This is a genomic window from Spirosoma aerolatum, from assembly GCF_002056795.1.
Taxonomy (GTDB): domain Bacteria; phylum Bacteroidota; class Bacteroidia; order Cytophagales; family Spirosomataceae; genus Spirosoma; species Spirosoma aerolatum.
On record NZ_CP020104.1, the window covers coordinates 3,765,786 to 3,788,682 of the forward strand.

The window sequence follows — 22,897 nt, forward strand, 5'->3', positions numbered from 1 at the left end:
TAAATACCGGTCTAGTTTTTACCGCCACTTACCGACGAAGCGGGTTGCTTTTCGGCTGCTTTCTTGGCGGCTTTTGCGAAGTCACCGGCCTTGATGATTGAGATTTTTGACGGGTCGATGTGCTTTTTCATGGCTGCATTGACCTGTTCAGGAGTCAGTGATTCCAATTTCTTCTCAAAATCAGCATCCCAGCCCATCGTCCGGTTGAGGTAGAGGTAATTGTTGAGCGTAGCCGACAGACTGGGGTCCTGTGCCCGACCTACCATCCGCGATTGCAACAGACCCGACCGGGCAGCTTTAATCTCGTCGGCTGTAAAGCCCTCTTTCACTACCTTGTCCATTTCCTCCCGGAAGGCTTTTTCCAGTCGTTCTGCATTTTCGGGGTTATAGATGGCGTAGGTCATGAACATACCCGTTTTGTCGAACGGATTGGCCTGAAGCTGTGAGCCAACACCATAGCTAATACCCTCTTTCTGGCGAATGCGTACGGCTAATCGTGAGTTCAGGAAGCCACCACCCAGCATGTAGTTGCCTAAGACCAGCGCGGGATAATCAGGATCATCGTCGCGCAGGGGCAAGTTGACACCGGCTACCATAAAGGCATTCGCTTTGTCGGGGGCTTCGATGCTTTGTGGCGTAGGCTTGATGTCGTTGTAGGGGCTTACCAGTCGGCTGAATGGCTTTTTCGCCTTCCAGGTGCCCAGTTCATCCATAACGGCTTTCCGGACGTTTGCCTCATCAAAATCGCCCACTACAGCTAAGGTCGCATTCTGAGCGCCGTAGAAATCCTTATGAAACTGCTTCAGTTCGTCCAGTTTCAGCGCTTTTACATCGGCCACATCTTCATCAGGGGTCGAGGTATACCGCACATCATCCTTCGGATAGGGGTTCATCTGGCGCTGGAAGGCTGTAAAGGCAAGCGCCTGTGGCTCTGATCGTTGGGCTTCAATTTGAGCCAGTTGCTCCTGCTTTAGTTTTTCAAATTCGTTGGCATCGAACGCAGGGTGCTTCAGCATGTCGCTCACAATGCGGATCACGGCAGGCAAATTCTCTTTATTGGTTTTAATAATGGCGTTCACCTGATTACCACCCCCGAATATATTCACCTGCGCTTTCAGCTTGTCGAACTCATCCTTGATCTGCTGACGGGAGCGGGTCGTTGTGCCTTTATCGAGCATCGACGCCGTAAAGACGGAGATCGCACTCTTATTTTTCAGGCTGTTTACATCGCCATACCGCAGGGTCAACCGAGCGTTTACTTCGTTCCCACGGGTTGTTTTGGGCAGGAGGGCTAATTCAATGGTATTAGGCTGTTCAATTCGACGGGTACGGCCATCAATGTTAGCAGGAGAGGGGTCGAATGCTTCACCACTGGCAATAGCAGCCCGGCCTTTATAGTTTTTCACCATAGCCTCTACGTTCGGAGGCTCTGGCACGTCGACCCGATCAGGGTTTTGTTCGGGAATGAACATACCGACGGTTCGGTTGGAGGGTTTGAAGTAGTATTTGGCTACTCGCTGTACATCGGCAGGGGTTACTTTTTCAAGGGCATCCCGATACAGGAAGCCCAGACGCCAGTCGCCGGTGGCAATGTATTCGCTGAGTGTGCGACCCAGCCGTTCTACGTCCTTGAAGCTAAGTTCAACATCTTTCAGCAGCTTTGCCTTCGAACGTTCAACTTCATCTTTGGTTGGGGTTTTGATCGCTACTGAGTCAAGCGTACCTAGTAAGGCCGCTTTGGCATCGTCAATAGATTTGTCTTTCAGCATTTCGACCGCAAAATAGGCGTATCCCGGATCTTTGGTCATGAACGAATAGCCATATTCCTGCGAGGCTTTTTTCGTTTCAATCAGCGATTTATACAATCGGCCGCTGGGTTCGTCGGTCAGGAGGTCGATCAGCACATCCATAACCGGGTAATCAGGGTGTGAGCTTGGCATGATGTGATACAGTGCCGAAACAACTTTAGTATCACCTACCCGCCGGAGAACCACATCGCGTTCGCCATCCTGAACGGGTTCAATGCTATAGGTTGGCTGAAGCACCCGGGCAGGTTTAGGAATCGGACTAAAATAGTCATTGACCAGCGCCAGGGTTTTGGCTTCATCAATTTTACCGGCTACAACCAGTACTGCATTGTCGGGCTGATAGTATTTCTTATAGAAAGCCTGGAGGTTCTCGATGGGGACTTTCTCCAGATCGGAGCGGTTACCGATAGTCGATTTGCCATAGTTGTGCCACAGATAAGCCGACGAAACGACCCGTTCATTCAACACGTTTTGTGGGGAGTTTTCGCGCATTTCGAACTCATTTCGTACTACAGAAAACTCGGAAGCCAGGTCTTCTTTTTTGATAAATGAGTTGACCATTCGGTCTGCTTCCAGGTCGAGCGCCCATTTCAGGTTTTCGTCCGAGGCCGCAAAGGTTTCGAAGTAGTTGGTACGGTCGAGCCAGGTTGTTCCGTTCGGACGCGCACCATGTGATGTCAGCTCTTGTGGGATGTTGGTATGTTTGGTGGAGCCTTTAAAGACCATGTGTTCCAGCAGGTGAGCCATCCCTGTTTCGCCCAGCCCTTCGTGCCGCGAACCTACCAGGTAAGTGATGTTGACCGTAATGGTGGGCTTCGACGGATCAGGAAAGAGCAGCACCTTCAGGCCGTTCTTCAGATTGTATTCGGTGATGCCTTCGACCGATGCTCCTTTGGTAACGCCTTCTGGAAGCTTATCCTGTGCTGAGGATGAGGTGAGGCTACCGACCAGCAACGCAGCGGCCAGTATACCCGCGCGGGACCATCCCGACCGGGACCATCCAGTCTGACCCAGAGCTGGCTTGGTAGTGTTGTTTCGCATAAACAGCTTGGTTATATTGGGTATTCAAATTAATGATTCGTTAGTTACTAATAAATGAGAAAAATGTCAATTGGCTTGGTATGTATCTGCCAAAAGTAGGGATGAGTGGTTATAAAGTGACTAGAACTTTTTTCTCTAAAGACGGACTAGGAAGTAAGGAGTTGCACCTAAACGGTGTTGGCGCTTGCTCTTTAGGAGTTCATGTATAGTTTAGTAGATAGTTGATAAAAGAATATACAAACTAAACGTATAGTTACGAGTGGATCAAGAATATTAGATCAATTTGTGAAATTTTAACAGAAAAAGGGTGACAAATGGGGTGTTACTCATCCAGCCAATGCCGAAATAAGGTCGATTTCTCTTTGCTGACCAGCAATTCCAGTTTTTCATTGGGGCTTTTTAGCAGTACCAGCAACTTTTGACTTTCCAGGGGCTTGTATCCGGCTACAGCGTCCAGCGCGATTAAATACTGACGATTGGCGCGAAAAAACTGGGCTGGATCGACCAGTTCTTCCAGCTCATCAAGGGTCTTGTAGTCGGTAACCAGCTTTTTGCCGTCCGTTGTGTAAAGGTAGATCAGTTCATTTCGGCAAAAACAAGCTACCTCCTGTTGAGGAACCGATATGATTTGCCGGATATGATGCCCCGAAAAGCGACGTTTGTAGGTTGGAGCCGACGAGTTGTCGGCCAGTTGGTTCAAAAAGAGACGAAGATGGTCTTCGAAGCCCGATGTTCCGTTCAGGGTCCAGCGGTGAAATTTAGACAAAGCGGCTTTAAGTTCTTCGGGGTCGATGGGTTTGAGCAGATAGTCGAGGCTGTTTAACTTAAACGCTCGTATGGCATATTCGTCATACGCAGTTGTGAAAATAACCGGGGTGTCGAGCCGGACCTGCCGGAAGGCTTCAAAGCTGACTCCGTCGGAAAGCTGTATATCGGAAATGACCAGATCGGGGGAAGACTGCCCAGATGTCCGGCGCAACTGAAAGTACTCACAAATGGCCTGAACGCTGGCCAGAGGCCCTTCAATAATGGCTGTAGGTTCCAACTGTTGCACCAGCTTTTGAAGTTGTCGGGCAATCAGGGGTTCGTCTTCGATTAACAGGATAGTCATGAGGTCGTCATTTTCTTCGCGTCATTCATTGTTACTTGCTTCGCATTGTTCAAGGGTATGTAGTCGCTACAACAAATAACGGGAAGGAAAGCCAACGGACGACGATTATTCATTCGTTAGCAAGGGAACGCTAACCTGAAACACCTCGCCATTGTCCTCAATTTCAATCGGGCGAGGGCTTAGATAGCTGTAGAGTAATTTGAGATTTTCCAGCCCCTGTTTATTGGATGTTTCGACCTGTCGTTTTCGTTGGATGGGATTGGAAATGAGGAGATAATTCTCATTGTTACTGATCGTAACTGTCAACGGGCGGGCTTCGCTGATGCTATTGTGTTTAATGGCATTCTCGATCAGAATTTGCAGTGTAACAGGCACAATCTGATAGTCCAGGGCTTCGTCAGAAAGTTGGCAATGCAGCCTAAAAGCCCCATCGAATCGGGTTTTCAGCAGCGAAACGTAGTTTTTGATAAATGCCAGTTCGGTTTCGATGGGTACCAGCGACTTGTCTTTGTGCTGAAGAACGTACCGGAATACCTTCGATAATTGTTGCAAGAACTGCCGAGCCAGGGTTGGGTTGTCATCGATCAGACTATCGAGTGAGGACAGGCTGTTGAACAGAAAGTGCGGGCTAATCTGATTCTTCAGACTGTCGAGTTGAACTTGTACTTTCTCTTTTTCCAACTGCGCTGTTTTTATCAGATTTTCCTGCCATCGTTTCAGCAGATGACTGGCAATGAATCCCAGCGTAATAACCGTGTTGACCAGAAAAATAGTTACGACGATGATAATAGCCGAAAATCGGTTGAAAGGGCTCAACTGAGGCAGGGATTCGGCAACAATATACCTGACAATGAAGTATCCAGTGGCAAACAAGATCGTTTTAACAATGCCCCAGCCACCGATTAGCTGCACCGCAATACGCCAGCGAATGTTTTTTTCGAACGGAAGTCGCTGGTTGAGCCATTCGTTGAATAAATAATGAAATGCCCAGATCAGGTTGAAGACAAGGAACGACAACAGAAAAAGACCGACCTGTAACTGCCAAGTGATGTCTGGAATAATCCATTGACGAGCCACAACCCCTGCCAGGGCCATCCAGAGCAGGACAACCTCGACGTATTTATTGAACTTTATTTTCATGGCTGGCAATGATCATTCCGTCCGACATTTCAATAACGCGGTCAGTGCGGGCAGCAAAATCGGGGTCGTGCGTGACCGCAATAATGGTCTGGCCTTTCTGGGCCAGTCCGCGAAAAATCTCAAACACGTTTTCAGTATTGGCCCGGTCGAGGTTGCCGGTCGGTTCGTCGCCCATAACGATGGTTGGGTCATTGATGAGCGCTCGGGCAATGGCTACCCGCTGCTGCTGGCCACCCGACAATTTGCTGGCGGGTTTACGGGCATAATCGGCCATACCAATCAGGCGAAGTTTTTCCATGGCCCGTTCTTCTACCTCTTTTTCCGGGTATTTACCCAGTTTCAAACCCGGAAGCATCACATTCTGCAAAGCCGAAAATTCGGGGAGCAGAAAGTGAAACTGAAACACAAAGCCGAGGTGTTCGTTGCGGAAGTGGGACAGAAAGTCCTGACTACGACCTTTTAACTTCGTGCCCGCCATTTCGATCTCACCTTCGTAATCCGTATCCATCGTCGACAACAGGTACAACAAGGTTGATTTACCACAACCTGATTTACCTACGATCGACAGAAATTCGCCCTGTTGCACCGTGAACGTAACCTCCTTTAGAACCTGAAATTTCTCCGGATCGTAGAAGTATTTGTTAACATGCTGGGCCGAAAGAACTGTATTCATGTAGTAAAGAGCGAAAGAGTGAATGAGCGAAAGAGTGAATGAGTTGTAGATTGGCTAGTCGCTCTTTCACTCTTTCGCTCTTTATAATTATCCCCGCAGAATGGCCACAGGATCGACCTGGGCGGCTTTTCGGGAGGGGAAAAAGCCCGCCAGTACCGTTGTGATCACGCCGAACAGTATGCCCATAACGTAATATTTGGGGTCAAAAATGACCGGAAACGTTTTCAGACTCAGGAAATCACCGGCATCGAATGGGGTAATCGACAGCATATAACTCAGCCCGAATCCGATTAATAACCCGAGTAAACCACCTGAAAATCCGATGAAAATGGCCTGAAGCAGAAAGATGGCAATAATGTCGCGCCCATCGAAACCCGTTGCTTTCAGGATAGCTATATCTTTGATTTTGTTGATGACGGTCATGTTCATGATGTTGTAAATACCGAAACCTGCAACCACCAGTAAAGTCATCGATACCACAAACGTCATCACGTTCCGAATTTTTTCACCGGCCAGAATGGCCGTATTCGCGGTGGCCCAGTCTTCGGTGTAGTACCCATACATAGCCCGTAGCTGTTGCCCAAAGGGAATAGCCTGGAGTGGATCGACCATCTTGATGTGAATGTCGGTAATGTAACTGGGGTCTTTCTGTAGCATCTCCTGCACCGTCGAGAGGTTAGCGTAACTCTTGGTGTTATCGACGGTTCCGACGCCGAAACCAAAAGTTCCGACCACGCGCAAAACCCGCGTACTGCCGATGGGGGTAGTAACCGTTACTTTGTCGCCAACCCGAACGTTAAGTTTTCGGGCTAATACAGCGCCCATAAGCAAGCCATCCGGGTTACTTTGCAGGCCACGCAGACTGCCCGATTTGAGTCGGGTATTTAGTTTGTATAATCGGTTTTCGCGCTCAATGTCAACCCCCGAAATCGTTCCTGACAATTGAATTGGGCCGTTATTATAAAAGGCCTGCGTAGCCACCTGGGGCGATACGCCCAATACGCCCGGTTCCTTTTCAATGCGCTCAGCAATGGCGATCCCGTTTTTGATTCGGGCCAGTTCATCTTTGGGCTTCTGATGGTATACAACATTGAAATTTCCCGGATTAAGCTGGTCGATCAGACTGGGGCGCTGGGTGTTGACTTCATTGTACAGCCGGATATGGGGACTGGCATCCAGGGCGGAATCTTCCAGAAACTGATTCACCCCCTGCATAAACGAAATCATCGTGATGAACATGGCAATGCCAAACGTTACCCCCAGCATCGCAACAAGTGTTTGCCGCTTCTTAGCCAGTAGATGTGTTTGCGCAATTTGAGATGCGATTCGAATGTCCATAGGTAATGATAGAATGAGTGAATGATAGAATGATTGAATAGAATGCGAAGGAGTAATTCAATCATTCTATCATTCACTCATTCGCAATTAGTTTAGAAGTCTCTGTCAGGCCACCTTTCACCTCGACCAGATCGAAGTTTTCGGCTCCTTTCTGGAATTTGATTTTTTGCTTTTTGCCGTCCTGGTCAATCCAGACGCTATCGGTGCCGACCACGTATGACTTGGGGATAGTCAGTACATGCTTGTTCTGGCTGATGATGATGTTCGCTTCGAGGGTGAGGCCATAGTAGGCATCAGGACGCTCGCCCACAAACTCGGCATCCACCCGAAACGACTGGTCACTTCGGTTGAGCTTGGGATAAATTTTACTGACACGGGCTTTGAATACCTTATCGGGGTACACGTCTGCTTTTAGAACAACCTCCTGGCCGACGCGCATCCGGCCAAAATCGCTTTCATCGACGGCCAGTTGCGCATACAACTGATTGCCACTGCCGACCAACGCCAACTGGTCGCCCACGCGGACAACCTCGCCCGGATCTTTGTACACTTCATACACTTTCCCGTTTAGCCGACTGCGAATACGGGTGTTCCGCCCGGCTTCTTCCGACGAAACCAGCTGGCTGCGGTTGTTAGCTACATCGAGCTGAATCTGGTCGCGGCTGCGTTGTAGGGTATTGAGCTGGGCGCGGAGGTTGTTTTTAGAGAGGGTATAGTTCAGTTCAGCCCGTTCGAGTTCCGCTTTCGAGGTGGCATTCTGGCCGTACAATTCCCGAAACCGGTTGTAGTTGATCGAATCGTTGGCCAGTCGGGTGCGGGCGTTTCGAACCTGGGCTTCCAGTTCGGCCAGTACGGGCGAATTGGGCCCCAGATTGGCTCGGGCCTGTCGGTATGCGTTGGCGGCTGCCTGCTGACGAGCATCTTCCGTAGCACTTTCCAGCACAAACAGGAGCTGGTTCTGCTGGATGGAATCGCCTTCATTGACGAGCCGTTTCTGTAAAATTCCAGCTGCGTCGGCCGTAACGGTGTATTCATTGCGGGGGTAAATATTGCCCGATGCATACACCGCTTCGGTCAAATCCCGATAGGTGGGAGAAAGGCCATCTGTACCGTTTTTGCAGGCGGTAAGCATGACTAAAGATACCAAAAGGAAACGTGTAGCTTTCATGGGAGTTGGGGAATCGGTGCACGGTTAACCGTATACTGATTTTATTGGCCACTTCGAATTTGAAGGATCGTTTGGTTAATAAATACGTTCGAAAGGTTGTTCAAATACCGGTTCTGAGCGGTCAGTGCTTCGTTGAACACGTTCAGATACTGGTCGTAGGCGAACAGGCCAGATCGGTATTTGATCAGGGCGATCTGTACATTCTGGGCGCTGAGCTCATAATTCTGCTGGTTCAGATCCAGCGACCGAACCGCCTGATTGAAGGTATTGCGAATGTCTTCGTTATCCGTTTGTTGTTTAGTTCGCTCGTAATCAAGAGCCATTTCAGCGGCTTTGAGTTGCAGACGGGCGCGGGTGATGTTGCTGGTGCGTAACCCGCCCGAATAGATCGGCCAGTTGAACTGAAGTCCGGCAACACCAATTTCATACCACGGCTGGCTAAAGTTGAGGAAGTTGATTTCGTTTCGTTGCGCCTGTTCTGTGTACCGACCGTATGCCGAAAGGGTAGGCCATCGCTGGAGCTTCTCCCGATTTAGTTGTAGCCTCGATAACTCGACCCGCGCCTGTTGTAACGTTAGTTGGGGTCGCTCAATCAGCGAAAGCGCCGTTGCTGGAATCGGAATGCTGGCTGGTCGACTGGCTAAATCTTCCGAAAGAACCAGGCTATCGGTAGGAGCCAGGCCGAGAATCAGTTTGAGCTGGTTTCGGTTGCGGACGTATGCCAGTTGATTCTGGTAGAGTACATCGGCCGTGGTGAGTTGTACTGACCGGATTCGGTTGTATTCCAGCGGTTCAATCAGGCCTTTGTCCAGCCGGTCGCGGGCAATCTGGGTGAGCGTGTCGGCTGCGGAGAGATTGCGCTGGGTCAGGCGGATGGCAGCCGCCGTGAGTAACGTAGCATGGTAAACGCGGGCCGTTTGGGTCGATACTTCGTCCTGTAGAACCAGATTCTGATTGTCGGTGATCCGCAGATTTTGTTCTGTAATACCCATATCGGCACGGGCGGGTCGGTTGACCACAGGAACGGTTACTTCGGCCCCTGCCGCGAGTACGTAGGGCAAGCCAAACTGTACACTACGGTATTCACCGGCAGGGCCACCCAGCAACACCAGTGGAATCAGTTGAACGGGCAACGAAAAATTGTAATCGAAATTGGTAAAAAAACGTGCCTGAGGAAGCAGTGCTGCCCGAGTGGCCGATTGTTGTTGACCCTGTACCAGTCGGTTTTGACGCGCATTCAGCAGGTCGGGGTTATTCCGACGGGCCATAGCGAGCGCTTCCTGCACCGACGCAACTACCGTTTGTCCCAGACTGACGGTTGATTGGAGTAGTATATAGATGAAAATGAGCCGTTTCATGGGCGTAGCGAATGAATGCTCAAAGGAAATGAGTTTTTCTGAGCTGAATCAATCTGTTTGAGCGAAACAGAAAAAATGATAAACTAAGCGACTATTTTGATCTATGAATACTCGGGGTGATGAGCGATAAACGATCGATCTGGCCAAACTGGAGGCATGTTATCGAATATTGCCACCCGGATGAAGGCCGCTCGGAACACGGTCCGGAATAAATTGGTTGAAAGCCGGGTCGGTCAGTGCGTTTAGGAAGGCAATGAGTTGCTCCTGCTCTGCATCACGCAGGGCGATTCGCTGAATTCTTGGGTCTATCTGTTGCACCGTTACATTCGGATTCTGAGAGATGGGCTCGCCAATATCGTCGTAAAATTTAAGCACCTGCTTCAGTGTTTTGAACGTCCCGTTATGCATATAGGGAGCCGTCATCCCAACGTTTCGTAACGAAGGCGTCCGAAAGGCATAGGTGCCTCCTGCACCAGCGTCGGTACCGGTGCGTTTTGGATTATCCGGCACCGATAAGACATGGAGTTTATAATCGGAAAACATCGGTCCTGCGTGGCAAATAGCGCAACCTTCATCCTTAAAGATAAACATCCCCTGTAGTTGCTGATCGTTTAAGGCCGTTTTCTCGCCTTTCAGATACCGATCATAGGGTGAATTCATGGCGACAAGGGTACGTTCAAACGTGGCAATCGCTTTACTTATGGTTGAGGCTGTGATCACCTGTCCATTACCAAAGGCTTTCTTGAACAGTTGTTGATATTCGGGTATTTTTGATAGCCGGGCAACCAGGCTATCGAGGGTGAGGGCTTCACTATACGCGTGGCCACGCATCTCCTCAAATGTTGACAAGGGGCCTATTGCCTGATTTTCGAGGCTTTGCGCTCGCGAGTCCCAGAACATGGGTGCCGTCAGAGGGTCATACTTTCCGTTACTATCCATGCCATTCAGGGCGACATTGAGTAGGGTCGGTGCATTACGCGTGCTAAAGGGTATATCGTTGGGCGACTGGAACTGCCTGTTTTGCCCGAGGCCAACCGCATTGGTGCCGAGCGAGAGGTCAAGGCCATCCGTATAGGCATTGTTGGGATGATGGCAGGTCGCACAGGCAATATCTTTATTGCCCGACAGGATAGGGTCCCAGAACAGCGCCTGACCGAGTAAAGCCGTGTCGTTGGTTATTGGATTGCTGACTGGTTCAGTGACAGTTGGGGTACTCAACAGCGGAGAAATTCTCGAAACTGTATCCTCTTTTGTACAAGCTTCGAGAACAACAGCGACGAATAAAACGATCGTAAGAAGACTAATCAAATGATTGAGCTTCATAAGGTCAGATCAGGTATAAATAACCAGGTTTTGCTAGGGTACATCTGCGAGCTAACTAATTGTTTAGCTCGCAACAAGGGTTATTTGAGTTGGAGCCTTACCAAGGCGAAATATACAAAACTTACACATTAACAGGGTATTAAATGCGTTCACTTTCATCGTTTTTAGGCAAGGAGCCGTTGACTTGCCATTGTAAGGAGCCGCTCAGTCAGGTTCTTGGCCTGAATAGCGTTGTCCGTATAAATACGTTATTCTGTTCTGGAAAAGCGACGCGTTGAAAGTTGCCTGAATGCGGAGTATATCTGGAAGTTGTGAGGCCAATTAATCGGAATAAAGCATCCTGAACAAGTGGTAAGTCCTCTGATCAGCGAATAACGAGTTGAGGTTTAGTTACTCGCTGACCGAAAGGTACATTTTGGTAAATCCGGTTTTATAGCTAGTTTCGGGGCATTTGACCAAAAACAATATAAACTGTAAGCCTCTGTATGGTAGCCATTTTTGATAAATCTAATTTTGATTTTGAGGACTTCGACGAAGAGATTGTACTCATCCAGATACAGAGTGGTATTTATTACACGCTGAAAGGGTCGGGTCCAGCAATTTTACGGTTGTTTCAGGAAGGCTACGCTACTGAAGATGTATCGGACTATCTGGCGAAAAGTGCTAATGGCGAATGGCTACGGGAGGTGGAGGTATATATTGAGCAACTTCTTACTGAAGGTATTCTTGTTCGTGCAGAGGGGCTTTCTTCCAGCCAACCTGATCTGACTTCGTTGAGTGTGCAGGAGAAACCAGTGCTCGAAAAGTTTGATGATGTCAGTGATTTGATTAAGCTCGACCCGATTCATGATGTTTCTGATTTAGGCTGGCCGCATAAGAAATAAATGACTGAGGGCTTCTGGCTGCTTCCCGAGCAGATTCAACTTGGTATACGTGCACCTCAATCGGTGTTACTGCGTTTGTCAACGGGGATCGTATTACAACGGAAAGCTTCTGTATGGGCTATCCGTACTGTTTGGATCGACTGGGTTGAGGACGATTACCTGAAATATCGGGCTGCTTACTGGCAGCCTCATTTTACGCGGGAGGAGGTTGTCTGGGCACAACACGGGGAGGATTGGTTGTTTTTGGGAGCCGGATTTTTCCTGTCCTATACCCAGCGAACGGATTCGGCCCGGTTCTTTGCGCTTCCCGAATGGCTGGACGATGTATTCACATTCAGCTACCCATTTCTTAATCTGCTCGTTCAGATTCTGAATCGACAGGGATATACCCCGCTGCATGCTGCCGTTATTGGAGCCAACGATCGATTCGTACTCATTCCGGGCAAACAAAATACGGGTAAATCGACCACGGCTGCCTCCTGGGTAATACAGGGAGGGCAATTTGTGACGGATGATTTTTGTTTTCTTCAGGCTGATGAGCCAACGACTGTATATGGGTTTTATCCAACATTTCGTATCCGTAAGGAAGGCCTCTCGTTGCTAAGCCCCTATCTCTCGGCCAACCAGTTTCAGCAAAAAGGGGATTCAAAATATTTTTTTAGCACATTGGTGCATTGCGCTGATCGGTTTGTTTCGCGGGCACCGATTAAAGCCATTTTTTGCCTGACACGTCAAGGCAGTACCTTGTCGCACACCCATGTGAGTCCAAAGGTTGGGTTTGCCTACCTGGCCTCGTCCTTAGCGTTTGCGGTACAGCACAGGGCTTCCAGCCAGTTATGTATACAGGCGATGCGAAAGATGGTTCGGGAGTTGCCAGTCATTCAGGTGAATCTGTCCCCGTATGTGACGGAAAACTACGCGTACCTCAATGAACTTATAGCGATGTACTGATTCGCAGGTTGTCAATAAAGTCTTCTGACCGAAGCGTGTATTAGGAGAGGTTGAGAATGTCGCGGATAAATCGGTTTGCTTTGCCAACGAACTCATTGGGTTGCGTTCGCCAAAGGGAGCGATAGTACCACCGAAAAATAGCGTACAAAACAGACATCGTCAGCGTTTGCTCGGTAGATAAGCCACGGGCATTGGTCAGAACACTCAACCGCCATTGGCTATCACGAAACGATTTCGATTCAATCAGCCAACGATTGGTCAGCGATGTGGGTTGGCTTTGGTAAAAGTTAATCTCTTCCGAAGCGTTTAAGTCGCAGACCGTTGACAGAAACAAAAGCTGCTGTAGGGTAGCCTGATAAAGGCCGGTCTGCTGGGTTATCGACCGTAAATCGGCCACAGGAACCGGGTATTTTTGCGCCAGAAAGGCAAAGTCCACAATCCAGTGCCACTCATTGATAAACTGATAGTTAAGCATCAGAAAAAGAGTTAATTTCTGGGGGGATACTAGCCGAAGCAAGAGCCCTCTGAAGGTATGGATTTGGGCATCATTCAGAAAAATGTCATTAGTAAGGTGTTGGGGGTGATAAGGGGCCGGATAATAATGTAAGTCGATGTCTTTCAGGGTTTCATGCGTCAACGTACAGGCATGCATTTCTCCCCGGATATATGTATTGACGGATAGCCTGGGGTATTTGCGCGTGTAGCCCAGTTGTTGCAGCGCATCAAGAGCCGGTATAAAATCGCCGGGTGCGATCAGGATGTCGATATCATTCATCGGGCGAGAGCCAAGGTCCTGGTAAACATACGTATGTAAGGCAATGCCTTTAGTAAATGCATACGTAAAGTGCCCCTGCTCAAGAACGTCTACAATTGGCCTTAGTTGCTGAAAGAGTCGGGAGTTATTGTAGAAGCTTTTTTTGTAAAGTCCCCCCAGCCGATCCTTTTGCGGATTCGTGATTAACTGGGCTTTGTACGTATGCCAGATCAGAGGCAACAGCCGAATCACCGATTTGGGTAACACACCCTGAAAGTCGGTCGCAGCTTGCCAGGTCAGGAAGTCTTTATACCCGGATTCGGTATTGAGGCTGAGAATGGCCTTTACCAGCAGTTGCTCGGTTGGATTGGGCAGACAATGCATCGTTATAGCTGGATCGTTTTCGTAAAAGCAATCGGTAGTTGATGGTGGCTGATCACAATCACTGTCGTGTTAGCGGATAAGTGACGAATCAACGAAAGCGTGGTTTGCTGACGGTCGGCATCCAGTGAAGAAAACGGTTCATCCAGAATTAATAGGTCAGGATTAAGAAAAAAAGCCTGAACGATCAGGAGCCATTTTAATTGACCAGCCGATAAATTTCGCGTGACCGAATCATACTGCGTATCCAATTGGTGCGGATATGTATTGAAATGATCTAAAAGCTGACGATCGGAAAGCCAGCTAACAACCTCCTCCCGATTGGCAGAAAAGTTGCCGATGATTTCCCAGAGTGAGCCGCTATAACAACGGGGAGGTTCCGTAACGGCTGCTACCTGACGCCAGAACGGTATGCGCCCATAGCTATGTCGGGGTGCCTTATCAAGCCATACCGTTGTCGTTGGGTTGGTGTACAAACCTGTCAGGACTTTCCAGAGCGTCGATTTTCCCCGGCCGTTATAGCCTTGTAGCCATACCTTGTCGCCTACGTCAATAGCAAGGTCGGGGTATCGAATGGCCTGGGCCTGTTCTTGGTAGGTAAATGTCAGATTTTCGATGCGAACGGGTTTAAATAGAATCGGTTGTGCGGTGGCGACTTCATCCGGTAGTGGCGCGTTCAGCCAGGTACTGATGCGTTCGACACCGTCGTTCGCTTTTTGATACGTGTAAAGTATGCTGAGGACTTCGGCGCTGATTCGCTTGATTTCCAGTAGTATCAGGGTAGCAATGGCCAGGTCGGAAGCCGACAGGTCGGCTTTGGTTTGGAGGAGCCAAAGCCCTCCCCAAATAGCTGCGAGCAGTACCGAAGCTACAGCCGTGGTATACATCTGGCGATACTGGCTCAATTGGGCCGTTAATCGACCGAACTGGGAGAGACTTGTTCGAAGACCATTCAGGTAGAAGGGTTCACTGTGGTAAAGGCGAAACTGCAACACGTTGTCAACGTAATTTTGGAGACGGTCCAGTATGGTGAGATAAGCCTGGCTGTGTTGGCGCTGGTGGATTTTCACCCATCGGTTTACCAGATAGGCGAAACCGAATAAAATCGTAGCAAAAGCCGTGATACCAATAAGCTCGGTGAATCGGCTTTTTGAGCATAAAGCCCAGAGAAGATAAAGTAAAATCGGCGCATTCAGGCCGACGTTAATAAAAAGTTCACGCCAGAACTGAAACAGATGATCCATATCACTGACCATGGCTTTGCTAAACGCGTTGGCATGCACCTGTTCCAGATCATTGGTCCGTGTACGGGAAAAGTTGTCCAGTAAAGCCAACTGCATTCTGTTAGTATTGTAGGAAGCCATTCGGCTGGCGAAATAAGCCGATGCGAAAGGGAGTATGATTAATGAAATGCCTCTGAAAAAGATACCTTTATAGATACCATCACTATGGTTTATAAGGTGATAAAGAATGATCGCCTGCGTGATACCCGTCGATAGTAACGCTGCTGAATTACCCGGTTGAAGGTGCGTATACTGTTTCCAGAAACGGAGATCAATGTTCATGAAGTTAGGGAGTTTTCAAGCGCCAGCAACTGAGTAATGTGCATACGCAGTACCGAATCATCGGGATAATCTTTATAGTAATGAATCAGTCCTCCTTCACAGCGCAGGGCGTACTTGATCGCTTCCAGCGAGAGAGCCCTAGAGTCATTGGCTAATAGCTGTTTCCAGTGTCCCAGACCATCCAGCGCAGCGTCGGCCGGATGGCCTGGAATACTGGCAGCATCGGCAATTTTGAGGGGCTTTTGAATCATTCGCTGATAAAGCCCGGCAAGTGCTACTGCATAGTCTGTAAGCGTATAGTTGCTTCGTGTATACTCAAACGTGCTGTCCGAAAGCTTTTTATACAAATCGGGTTTAGCTGATAGCATTTCAAGTATGGCTCGGTACTGGTATTCGTCGTCGGCAACCAGACCATTGATACCCGAATGTATATGCTCGGCAATGTAGCTGTCTTTCAAAACAATCACGGGCTTGCCCACCCATTGGCTTTCGCACATAATTTTGTCGTATGAGCCGTAAGAAAGGGCGGTTTGCGGATTGCAAAGTACATGATAAGGTGCCATATCCGCGTATAGATTGGTCGAAAAACCCCGATATAGAGCGTGTTGGGCCACTGCCAGATCGTTCTCAAAGAGCGTATCCAGTCCACTTCCCCAAATGTCGAAGCGATATGAATCGATTGCCAGGCCTTCGTGCAAAGCGATTAGCTGAGGATGAGTCTTAAAATAATTGAGCGTACCGGCATGAAACAGCCTGAAGGTGCTAAAATCGGGTACAGGTGGGGGAGCAGCCAGATCAGGAAGCCGGATCAGGCTGGGTAGGGTAAGTGTTTCCGTGTCTGGTCGAAGGCCATTCGTAGGCGTACATGAGTGAAGGCGAACCAATGCATCGGTATTGGAATAGACCCACTGGGGGACAACCTGGGGTAAGGTGCACCCATTGACCCGTACACTCAGGCAGAGCCTGTGGGGAACCTGCATGTCGGCCAGGAGTCGAAAGAAGCGGAACAGGGAAGGGCAATTCCAGTAATGAACAACTGTTACATCGGCCTGACTGATGAGTTTACCCGCCAGCGCCGACGATGGAGCCAGCAGCACTTTCACCCCATTGGATACGGCTTCGGTCATTAGCTGAGTGCTTACCCCTTTCTCCAGAACGATAATGGTGCCCGACACCTCAACCCCAAGCCGTCGCATTGTTTTTAGTTCGGTAAGAATGACTGGCATGCCACCCCCGTATGTCATTCGGGGAATGACGTAAAGGATCTTCATAGGGATTGTTGCTGTCGCATAATAGCCATCATTTCGGAGCGGTAGCGCTTCCGTTTAATAATCGACAGGTTTTGATCGTGAATACCTTTCAGGACTAGGTTTACTGGGATAACTTCGTAAGTGAGCCCTTGGCGAATAGTTCGTATAAACCATTCATGATCAGAAGCCACAACCCATTCTTCGTTGAAAAGCCCGAACTGATCGAAGACAGTTCTATTGACCAGAAAACCACTGGGCGTCATAGCGACCCATTCGGCCTGATCGGGGTCATTCGATTTGGTTAAGAGGGTAGTTACAGCCTGAAGATTCGGATTTTGGCTCATAAGCCCGTATTGTCGGGCAAGTTTTTCCGGTTCCCAGCTATCATCGGCATCCAGAAAAGCTATGCAATCTCCACTGGCTGCCAAAATACCCGTGTTTCGTGCGTTGGCTATGCCATGCCCTAATTGAGAAATAACCCTGATATCGGGTTGTTGATGTAACCACTCCAGGGTTCCATCCTGCGAGTTTCCATCAACAACAAGGATTTCGTCGGGGGGATGCGTTTGCCGTCTGACACTATTCAGACAGGTTTCAATAAATGATCGGGCATTTCGACAAATAAGTAGGGCTGATATGCGCATGAAGGCTAAATGAGTCGTTGAAAAACGTCCTTACATTTGGTTAATTCAGGGTGCGTACTGTAACGCTCCAGATGGGTTATTATCTGCACACATCGCTCTGGTTCATTAAAGGGCTGCAACGAACTTTCCCAGCCTACCCGGTTCTGATGTTTGGGAAAGAACTGAGGGTGTTTATGCAGCAACGCCAGTTTTCGGATATCCTGATACTGGCTAAAGAGGGTTAACAACAGCACACTATAGTCGTACCAGTCCTGTATAGGTCCATATACCTCATCTACAATCAACGAGCTTGCTTCTAATGTCGGGTTAAAAGCAGGGAATAAACCCCGGAGGTTAAACGAGGTTAAGTTAGTAGCTTCACTGTCGAAGCCGATGTTCTGGCACAGGTTAACCGTTGGAGTGATGATGCGCCCATGATGCATAGAGATTGTCATGGCCCATTGCAGGTCCCAGGATTTATACTGATTCCAGAATCGATGGATGTATTTATGCCGCTGGAGCTTAGGCCGAAAGGTGTCAGGGTAATAGGCTTTTAGGCGTTCGTCGAATGCCTCAATAGGCCAGGTTGGCTCAAATTGATACAGGTTCCAGGCACGTCGCCAGGTAGCCCATCCCCAAATACTCGAATACTGGCTAAAAAAAGCGTCGCATACATCTGCCTGGTAGGAGATGAGCCCATTCCAACCGGCTACCGACAGTATGCGGGGATCGTGCTCATAGCGGGTTAACATGTGTTCGCAAAACGTAAAAAAGGCGGGTGTTGCCACAATGTCATCTTCCAGAATGATGGCTTTATCGCATTCGCTGAACACAAGGTCAAGGCCACTTGCTACCCGATTGCCACAGTTAAGGTTTTCTGAAGCGTAGATTCGACGGACCTGACAGCTCCAGTCAACTTGTTCGGTCATTTCACGAGCCTGCCGAACGCGTTGCGCGTCCTGTTCGTCCTTAGGGCCATCGGCAATAACGTACAAACAGGATGGCCTGACAGCGCGAATAGCCTCGAATGAGCGTATAGTTTTATCTGGACGGTTATAAATAAATAATACAACAGGAGTATCCAACAGGCTATATTAGCTTATATGTAGGGATAAAAAGCCACTAATGTATGGGTTTTTAGGCGTGACAAGTTACTAAATAGGCGCTGTTTTTTGAAAGATAACCGAATTTGTTACCCTTAAAAAACAACAGCCACCGGGACATTTGGTAAAATGCCCCGGTGGCTGCTATAGAAAAAAGCTTAGTCAACCCGCTTCGGTTGAGAAGTCGAGTGGACCGGTATGAATTACAGATCAGCTACAGCTTTCTTGACTTCATCTTTCGTCTTGCCCGTTTTTTGCTGGATTTTACCCCACATTTCGTCTTCCTGACCTTCTTCGTAGGCTAGATCATCATCGGTGAGGTCGCCATAGGCTTGTTTAATTTTACCTTTCATTTCGTTCCAGGCACCTTTTAATGTGGTCTCGTTCATGATTGTAGTGGTTATAACGTTGTAAAAATGGATGAAATACAAAGCACAGAGATTGATCACTATTGACTACATCAAGGATGTATCGGCGTTGTTTTCTCCAACTCTGTATCTAATCTATAAACTAGACTGGAAGGGAATTGTTCTGAGCGATGTGTTCGGCAATCCGTTCTGAGTCGATGTTCAAGTGGAAAAGAACGCCCGAACGGGGTGTCGTAAAGCCCAGAAAGTAAAGGCCGTTCAATCCAGAATCGTTAAACCACAGACTTTTCGGATAACCCCGCTCATTGAGAACCCGTTCTGTAATGGATTTATCCAGAAAAGCGGGTAGGCCGGGTCGGTAGCCAGTTGCCAGGATTATAGCATCGAACGGGAGTTCCCGGCCATCGGTGAAAGTGACCGTTTTAGCATTGATCCGTTCGATACCCGGCACAACCCTGATCTTTCCGGCTTTGATCTGGTCGATGGTGCCAATATCAATAACAGGGGTTTTGCCGCGCCGGTTATCATACGTGGGTGGGTGCTCGGGCTTACCCAGCCCATAGGCCGACATATCACCGACGGTTAGTTTTTGGGTAAAGCCCGCAATCAGATCACAGAGCCAGTTGGGGAGTTTGCTAAGCACAATAGCCGTATTCTGCGCCGGACGACCGAATATATCTCGTCGGATGATGTTTATAGGGCTACGTACCGAAATGACTGGATGGGCATCGTGTTCGAGTAAGTCCAGCGCCAGTTCGGCACCGGTATTGCCCATACCTACCACCAGTACCTGCTCATTCCGAAAAGCGGCACCGTTCCGGTATTCGTGACTATGCCAGATGATTCCCCGAAAATTGCGCTGGCCAGGCAGATCGGGTATATTGGGGGATCGGTTGTAGCCCGTCGCCACAATGACCCGATCTGCTGTAAACGTATCCGTTTCGGTCTGAACCTGCCAACACCCACCAGGCGATGAGCTAGGTCGGATATCAACAACTTTCTGATTCAAGAGTGGCTTTATGGAAAACCGTTCTGCGTATTTTTCGAGGTATTCAACAAAGTCCAGCCGCGAAACATAGGTCGGATAACTAGCTGGATAGGGAACATGGGGCAGGGCTGAATACGCTTTAACCGTATGCAGATGTAGCCGGTCATAATGGTTTCGCCATGAAAACCCAATATGGCCACTCGCTTCCAGTATCGTAAACGGCAGTCCTTTTTGCGCCAGTCGCCCGGCAATGGCTAACCCAGCCGGACCTGCACCAATGATAAGCGTAGTTGTGGCCATTTGATTTGCGTCATGCTTAGTCACTGATCGTCATTTGCTTCGCGTACTTTATGCCTGTTCATTAAGTCGTAGGATTCGTCGTAAACGCATAAACAACGATAATCAGTCAATACTAATTACGAACGACAATCAATGACTATTTTATCCGTGTCCAGGTTTGGGTTTTGCCCAATAATGAAATACCCACGTACCCACGTACCAGCAGTGTGTTAGGGTCCTGAAGGGTCATTTTGCAGTTGTACTCTTTGCCGTCTTCGGGATTATAAATTTTGCCGTCGGCCCAGACATTGCCGCCGTCGTATTTGAAATTGTACATTAAGATCATGTTCATCAACGGGCGGGAACGTTTGGAGGCATCCGTGTTTTTTTCGTCTGTGCGGGGTTTACCGGTCGCCGGATCGGTAGGCTGCCCCAGCCAGACAAGCTTGCCAAAATAGGTGCCCCCCTGTTTATAGATCTGAACATGCCCTTTTTTGGTGCCATTGAGCCACGTGCCAACTACCGCATCCGAATCGTCGGCAGGAGTAAAAGCAGTGAGACTTAATACCAGTATGGCCAGTGACAAAAGAGAACGCATAAGCTTCATAGGTGTTTAGGAATTGGTAAAATCCGTATTTTTTGCAGTACTAACGTAAATATTGCAGAAAAATTCTGAACCGGGATTTGTTGAATAAACTGATTTGCCGGATTTTGTTTAACATTAACGGTAAATGCTCTTTTTAATAATTCGTCTCATTCCCATAAATCACAGTTCTCAATAAAATCATAAAAATCTCGCCGGGTGGCCGGCGCCATTCTGACTATGTTTCATCGTGACCCCAATCGCAGCTACCCAACCGAAACCGAATCGCGGGTGATCATTCGGTTTCAGGACTGCGATCCACTTCAACACCTTAACAATGCCAAATACTTCGACTATTACTTTAATGCGCGGGAAGATCAGGTCGCCAAACTCTATGATTTTAGTCCGGGCCAATTGTTCCGGGAGTTAAAAACAAGCTGGGTCGTTTATCAGCATCAGATTGCGTATATCCGTCCTGCGTTGGTAAGTGAATGGATTCGGATCATGTCCCGGCTCATTTATTTTAATGAAGATACCACCGTTACGGAGTATATTATGACCGACGATGGGAAAACGCAGCTCAAGAATGTCCTCTGGGTTACGTCGAAATACGTTAGCGTGCTTACAGGGAAGCGTATTCCGCACGACGAACGGGTCACCGAGCTCCTTCAGACCATTCTGGTGCCGCATATCGACTTTCTGAATCTGAACTTCAACGACCGTATCCGCGACATCAAGCAGCAGGTTCTACATAATCATTAATGAAGAGAGTAAAATGGATAATCCGATCAAAACCTCCATTATTCATTGTGCATTATTCATTTTACATTTACAGGTATGAAACTCCTCAATAATCTCACCTTTCGCGTTCTGATTGCCATTACATTAGGTATTCTGACGGGGTATTTCTTTCCCGAAACAGCCGCCAGGCTCAAGCCGTTAGGGGACCTGTTCATCAGCCTGATCAAAATGGTTATTCCACCGATTATTTTCCTGACCATTGTGCTGGGAATCAGTAATATGGGCGATCTGAAAAAAGTCGGTCGGGTAGGAGGAAAGGCGCTGCTTTATTTTGAAATTGTTACAACCGGTGCCCTTGCCATTGGTTTAATACTCGCGAATCTGATTCGGCCGGGGGAGGGGGTACAGACAACGGCTGTGAAAGGTGGGGATATTAGTAAATATGCCGAACAGGGTGCCGGAATGGACTGGACCGAATTCTTTCTGCACATTGTTCCGAGTAATGCCATCAAAGCGTTTGCTGAGGGCGATATTCTCCAGGTACTGGTCTTTTCGATCCTTTTCGGCGTTGGCCTGACCCGCATGGGTGAAAGCGGGAAGCCGCTCATTCAAAGTTTTGAACGACTTTCAAAAGTATTTTTCAACATCCTGAGTGTAGTTATGGTACTGGCTCCCCTGGGGGCATTCGGCGGAATGGCGTTTACCATTGGCAAATATGGTCTGAGTACTCTGCTACCGCTGGCTAAACTAATGGGAACGGTATATGCCACAATGATTCTGTTCATTTTTGTCGTGTTGAACCTGTTGATGCGCTATTACAAAATCAGCCTGTGGGCCGTGTTGAAATTTATCAAGGAAGAGCTGTTGATTGTGCTCGGTACCTCATCGTCGGAATCGGCCCTGCCACAGATTATGGACAAGCTCGAAACGCTGGGGTGTTCCCGATCAGTGGTCGGACTGGTGGTACCGGCAGGCTATTCGTTTAACCTGGATGGCACCACCATTTATCTGGTTATGGCGACGATCTTTCTGGCGCAGGTGTTTGGTGTAGACCTCACTCTTGGGCAGGAACTCACCATTATCGGTATCCTGATGGTGACCTCAAAAGGGGCGGCTGGCGTAACAGGAAGCGGATTTATTGTACTGGCGAGTACTCTGACTGCTATTAAAGTAATACCCGTTGAAGGGCTGGCTTTACTACTGGGTGTCGATCGATTTATGTCGGAGGCACGCTCGATCACGAATATAATCGGCAACACAGTCGCCACGATTTTTATTGCCAACAACGAAAACGAGTTCGACCGGGCCAAATACAATCAGGTACTAAAGCAGCAAAACAAGGGAGAAGAGGTCGCGTATACGTATTAATCGATGGATCGAAAAATTTTTATCCTTTTTCAGGGAAAAAATTAAACCATTTCGTGGGGGGCTGTTCAAAGGGACAAATACAACCTGAAAACAAGTTAC

General features: G+C 48.5%; 20 protein-coding genes. 4 read left to right on the forward strand and 16 right to left on the reverse strand.

Annotation, left to right across the window (positions count from 1 at the left end; translation table 11 throughout):
• Positions 1–11 precede the first annotated feature (11 nt).
• The 8 genes from B5M13_RS15135 to B5M13_RS15170 all read right to left on the reverse strand — a co-directional run bounded on the left by B5M13_RS15135 (position 12) and on the right by B5M13_RS15170 (position 10,855).
• Positions 12–2,849, reverse strand: a complete 2,838-nt coding sequence (locus B5M13_RS15135; protein WP_245860018.1) for a M16 family metallopeptidase — start codon at positions 2,847–2,849, stop codon at positions 12–14.
• A 322-nt stretch (positions 2,850–3,171) separates the two neighbouring features.
• Positions 3,172–3,960, reverse strand: coding sequence for a LytR/AlgR family response regulator transcription factor (locus B5M13_RS15140; RefSeq protein ID WP_080056477.1), 789 nt, complete (start codon positions 3,958–3,960; stop codon positions 3,172–3,174).
• A gap of 105 nt (positions 3,961–4,065) precedes the next feature.
• Positions 4,066–5,100: a sensor histidine kinase gene (locus tag B5M13_RS15145; protein WP_080056478.1), complete on the reverse strand. Its 1,035-nt coding sequence runs from the start codon at positions 5,098–5,100 to the stop codon at positions 4,066–4,068.
• On the reverse strand, positions 5,081–5,773 hold the full coding sequence (locus B5M13_RS15150; RefSeq protein WP_080056479.1) for an ABC transporter ATP-binding protein: 693 nt from the start codon (positions 5,771–5,773) through the stop codon (positions 5,081–5,083). The genes B5M13_RS15145 and B5M13_RS15150 overlap by 20 nt, the downstream gene beginning before the upstream one ends.
• Before the next feature lie 87 nt (positions 5,774–5,860).
• Complete coding sequence (locus B5M13_RS15155; protein ID WP_080056480.1) at positions 5,861–7,111, reverse strand: ABC transporter permease; 1,251 nt, start codon at positions 7,109–7,111, stop codon at positions 5,861–5,863.
• Between the two features lie 73 nt (positions 7,112–7,184).
• Positions 7,185–8,279, reverse strand: a complete 1,095-nt coding sequence (locus tag B5M13_RS15160; protein WP_080056481.1) for an efflux RND transporter periplasmic adaptor subunit — start codon at positions 8,277–8,279, stop codon at positions 7,185–7,187.
• Between the two features lie 41 nt (positions 8,280–8,320).
• Positions 8,321–9,637, reverse strand: a complete 1,317-nt coding sequence (locus B5M13_RS15165) for a TolC family protein (RefSeq protein ID WP_080056482.1) — start codon at positions 9,635–9,637, stop codon at positions 8,321–8,323.
• 159 nt (positions 9,638–9,796) lie between these two features.
• On the reverse strand, positions 9,797–10,855 hold the full coding sequence (locus B5M13_RS15170) for a cytochrome-c peroxidase (RefSeq protein ID WP_245860020.1): 1,059 nt from the start codon (positions 10,853–10,855) through the stop codon (positions 9,797–9,799).
• 590 nt (positions 10,856–11,445) lie between these two features.
• Here B5M13_RS15170 and B5M13_RS15175 point away from each other — a divergent pair.
• Positions 11,446–11,844, forward strand: coding sequence for a PqqD family protein (locus B5M13_RS15175; RefSeq protein ID WP_080056484.1), 399 nt, complete (start codon positions 11,446–11,448; stop codon positions 11,842–11,844).
• Positions 11,845–12,795, forward strand: a complete 951-nt coding sequence (locus tag B5M13_RS15180) for a phosphoenolpyruvate carboxykinase (ATP) (RefSeq protein WP_080056485.1) — start codon at positions 11,845–11,847, stop codon at positions 12,793–12,795. It abuts the gene before it with no gap.
• Positions 12,796–12,835: 40 nt separating this feature from the next.
• Here the strand turns inward: B5M13_RS15180 and B5M13_RS15185 are convergent, their stop codons facing one another.
• The 8 genes from B5M13_RS15185 to B5M13_RS15220 all read right to left on the reverse strand — a co-directional run bounded on the left by B5M13_RS15185 (position 12,836) and on the right by B5M13_RS15220 (position 20,713).
• Positions 12,836–13,933, reverse strand: coding sequence for a nucleotidyltransferase family protein (locus B5M13_RS15185; RefSeq protein WP_080056486.1), 1,098 nt, complete (start codon positions 13,931–13,933; stop codon positions 12,836–12,838).
• A 2-nt stretch (positions 13,934–13,935) separates the two neighbouring features.
• Positions 13,936–15,495: an ATP-binding cassette domain-containing protein gene (locus B5M13_RS15190; RefSeq protein ID WP_080056487.1), complete on the reverse strand. Its 1,560-nt coding sequence runs from the start codon at positions 15,493–15,495 to the stop codon at positions 13,936–13,938.
• A complete protein-coding gene (locus B5M13_RS15195; protein WP_080056488.1) occupies positions 15,492–16,766 on the reverse strand; it encodes a glycosyltransferase in 1,275 nt (424 codons plus the stop codon). The genes B5M13_RS15190 and B5M13_RS15195 overlap by 4 nt, the downstream gene beginning before the upstream one ends.
• The gene (locus B5M13_RS15200) at positions 16,763–17,389 is read right to left on the reverse strand and encodes a glycosyltransferase family 2 protein (RefSeq protein ID WP_080056489.1); all 627 of its coding nucleotides are present in this window, start codon (positions 17,387–17,389) and stop codon (positions 16,763–16,765) included. Before B5M13_RS15200 ends, B5M13_RS15195 begins: the two co-directional genes overlap by 4 nt.
• Before the next feature lie 5 nt (positions 17,390–17,394).
• The gene (locus tag B5M13_RS15205) at positions 17,395–18,363 is read right to left on the reverse strand and encodes a glycosyltransferase family protein (RefSeq protein ID WP_080056490.1); all 969 of its coding nucleotides are present in this window, start codon (positions 18,361–18,363) and stop codon (positions 17,395–17,397) included.
• 311 nt (positions 18,364–18,674) lie between these two features.
• Positions 18,675–18,860: a CsbD family protein gene (locus tag B5M13_RS15210; RefSeq protein WP_080056491.1), complete on the reverse strand. Its 186-nt coding sequence runs from the start codon at positions 18,858–18,860 to the stop codon at positions 18,675–18,677.
• Positions 18,861–18,981: 121 nt separating this feature from the next.
• A complete protein-coding gene (locus tag B5M13_RS15215) occupies positions 18,982–20,127 on the reverse strand; it encodes a flavin-containing monooxygenase (protein WP_080056492.1) in 1,146 nt (381 codons plus the stop codon).
• A 136-nt stretch (positions 20,128–20,263) separates the two neighbouring features.
• Positions 20,264–20,713: a DUF2147 domain-containing protein gene (locus B5M13_RS15220; RefSeq protein WP_080056493.1), complete on the reverse strand. Its 450-nt coding sequence runs from the start codon at positions 20,711–20,713 to the stop codon at positions 20,264–20,266.
• 216 nt (positions 20,714–20,929) lie between these two features.
• Here B5M13_RS15220 and B5M13_RS15225 point away from each other — a divergent pair, with 216 nt between their 5' ends.
• Together B5M13_RS15225 and B5M13_RS15230 are read left to right on the forward strand one after the other, a co-directional pair.
• Complete coding sequence (locus B5M13_RS15225; RefSeq protein WP_080059936.1) at positions 20,930–21,451, forward strand: acyl-CoA thioesterase; 522 nt, start codon at positions 20,930–20,932, stop codon at positions 21,449–21,451.
• A gap of 75 nt (positions 21,452–21,526) precedes the next feature.
• Entirely contained in the window at positions 21,527–22,798 is a 1,272-nt protein-coding gene (locus B5M13_RS15230; RefSeq protein ID WP_080056494.1) for a dicarboxylate/amino acid:cation symporter, read from the forward strand.
• Positions 22,799–22,897: the final 99 nt, after the last annotated feature.

Excerpts from the sequence above, each read along its gene's own strand:
- B5M13_RS15185 (WP_080056486.1), bottom strand. The coding sequence starts at position 13,933 with ATGCATTGTCTGCCCAATCCAACCGAGCAACTGCTGGTAAAGGCCATT.
- B5M13_RS15225 (WP_080059936.1), top strand. The coding sequence starts at position 20,930 with ATGTTTCATCGTGACCCCAATCGCAGCTACCCAACCGAAACCGAATCG.
- B5M13_RS15140 (WP_080056477.1), bottom strand. The coding sequence starts at position 3,960 with ATGACTATCCTGTTAATCGAAGACGAACCCCTGATTGCCCGACAACTT.
- B5M13_RS15155 (WP_080056480.1), bottom strand. The coding sequence starts at position 7,111 with ATGGACATTCGAATCGCATCTCAAATTGCGCAAACACATCTACTGGCT.
- B5M13_RS15215 (WP_080056492.1), bottom strand. The coding sequence starts at position 20,127 with ATGGCCACAACTACGCTTATCATTGGTGCAGGTCCGGCTGGGTTAGCC.
- B5M13_RS15150 (WP_080056479.1), bottom strand. The coding sequence starts at position 5,773 with ATGAATACAGTTCTTTCGGCCCAGCATGTTAACAAATACTTCTACGAT.
- B5M13_RS15180 (WP_080056485.1), top strand. The coding sequence starts at position 11,845 with ATGACTGAGGGCTTCTGGCTGCTTCCCGAGCAGATTCAACTTGGTATA.
- B5M13_RS15135 (WP_245860018.1), bottom strand. The coding sequence starts at position 2,849 with ATGCGAAACAACACTACCAAGCCAGCTCTGGGTCAGACTGGATGGTCC.
- B5M13_RS15230 (WP_080056494.1), top strand. The coding sequence starts at position 21,527 with ATGAAACTCCTCAATAATCTCACCTTTCGCGTTCTGATTGCCATTACA.
- B5M13_RS15160 (WP_080056481.1), bottom strand. The coding sequence starts at position 8,279 with ATGAAAGCTACACGTTTCCTTTTGGTATCTTTAGTCATGCTTACCGCC.
- B5M13_RS15165 (WP_080056482.1), bottom strand. The coding sequence starts at position 9,637 with ATGAAACGGCTCATTTTCATCTATATACTACTCCAATCAACCGTCAGT.
- B5M13_RS15220 (WP_080056493.1), bottom strand. The coding sequence starts at position 20,713 with ATGAAGCTTATGCGTTCTCTTTTGTCACTGGCCATACTGGTATTAAGT.
- B5M13_RS15195 (WP_080056488.1), bottom strand. The coding sequence starts at position 16,766 with ATGAAGATCCTTTACGTCATTCCCCGAATGACATACGGGGGTGGCATG.
- B5M13_RS15210 (WP_080056491.1), bottom strand. The coding sequence starts at position 18,860 with ATGAACGAGACCACATTAAAAGGTGCCTGGAACGAAATGAAAGGTAAA.
- B5M13_RS15190 (WP_080056487.1), bottom strand. The coding sequence starts at position 15,495 with ATGAACATTGATCTCCGTTTCTGGAAACAGTATACGCACCTTCAACCG.
- B5M13_RS15200 (WP_080056489.1), bottom strand. The coding sequence starts at position 17,389 with ATGCGCATATCAGCCCTACTTATTTGTCGAAATGCCCGATCATTTATT.
- B5M13_RS15175 (WP_080056484.1), top strand. The coding sequence starts at position 11,446 with ATGGTAGCCATTTTTGATAAATCTAATTTTGATTTTGAGGACTTCGAC.
- B5M13_RS15145 (WP_080056478.1), bottom strand. The coding sequence starts at position 5,100 with ATGAAAATAAAGTTCAATAAATACGTCGAGGTTGTCCTGCTCTGGATG.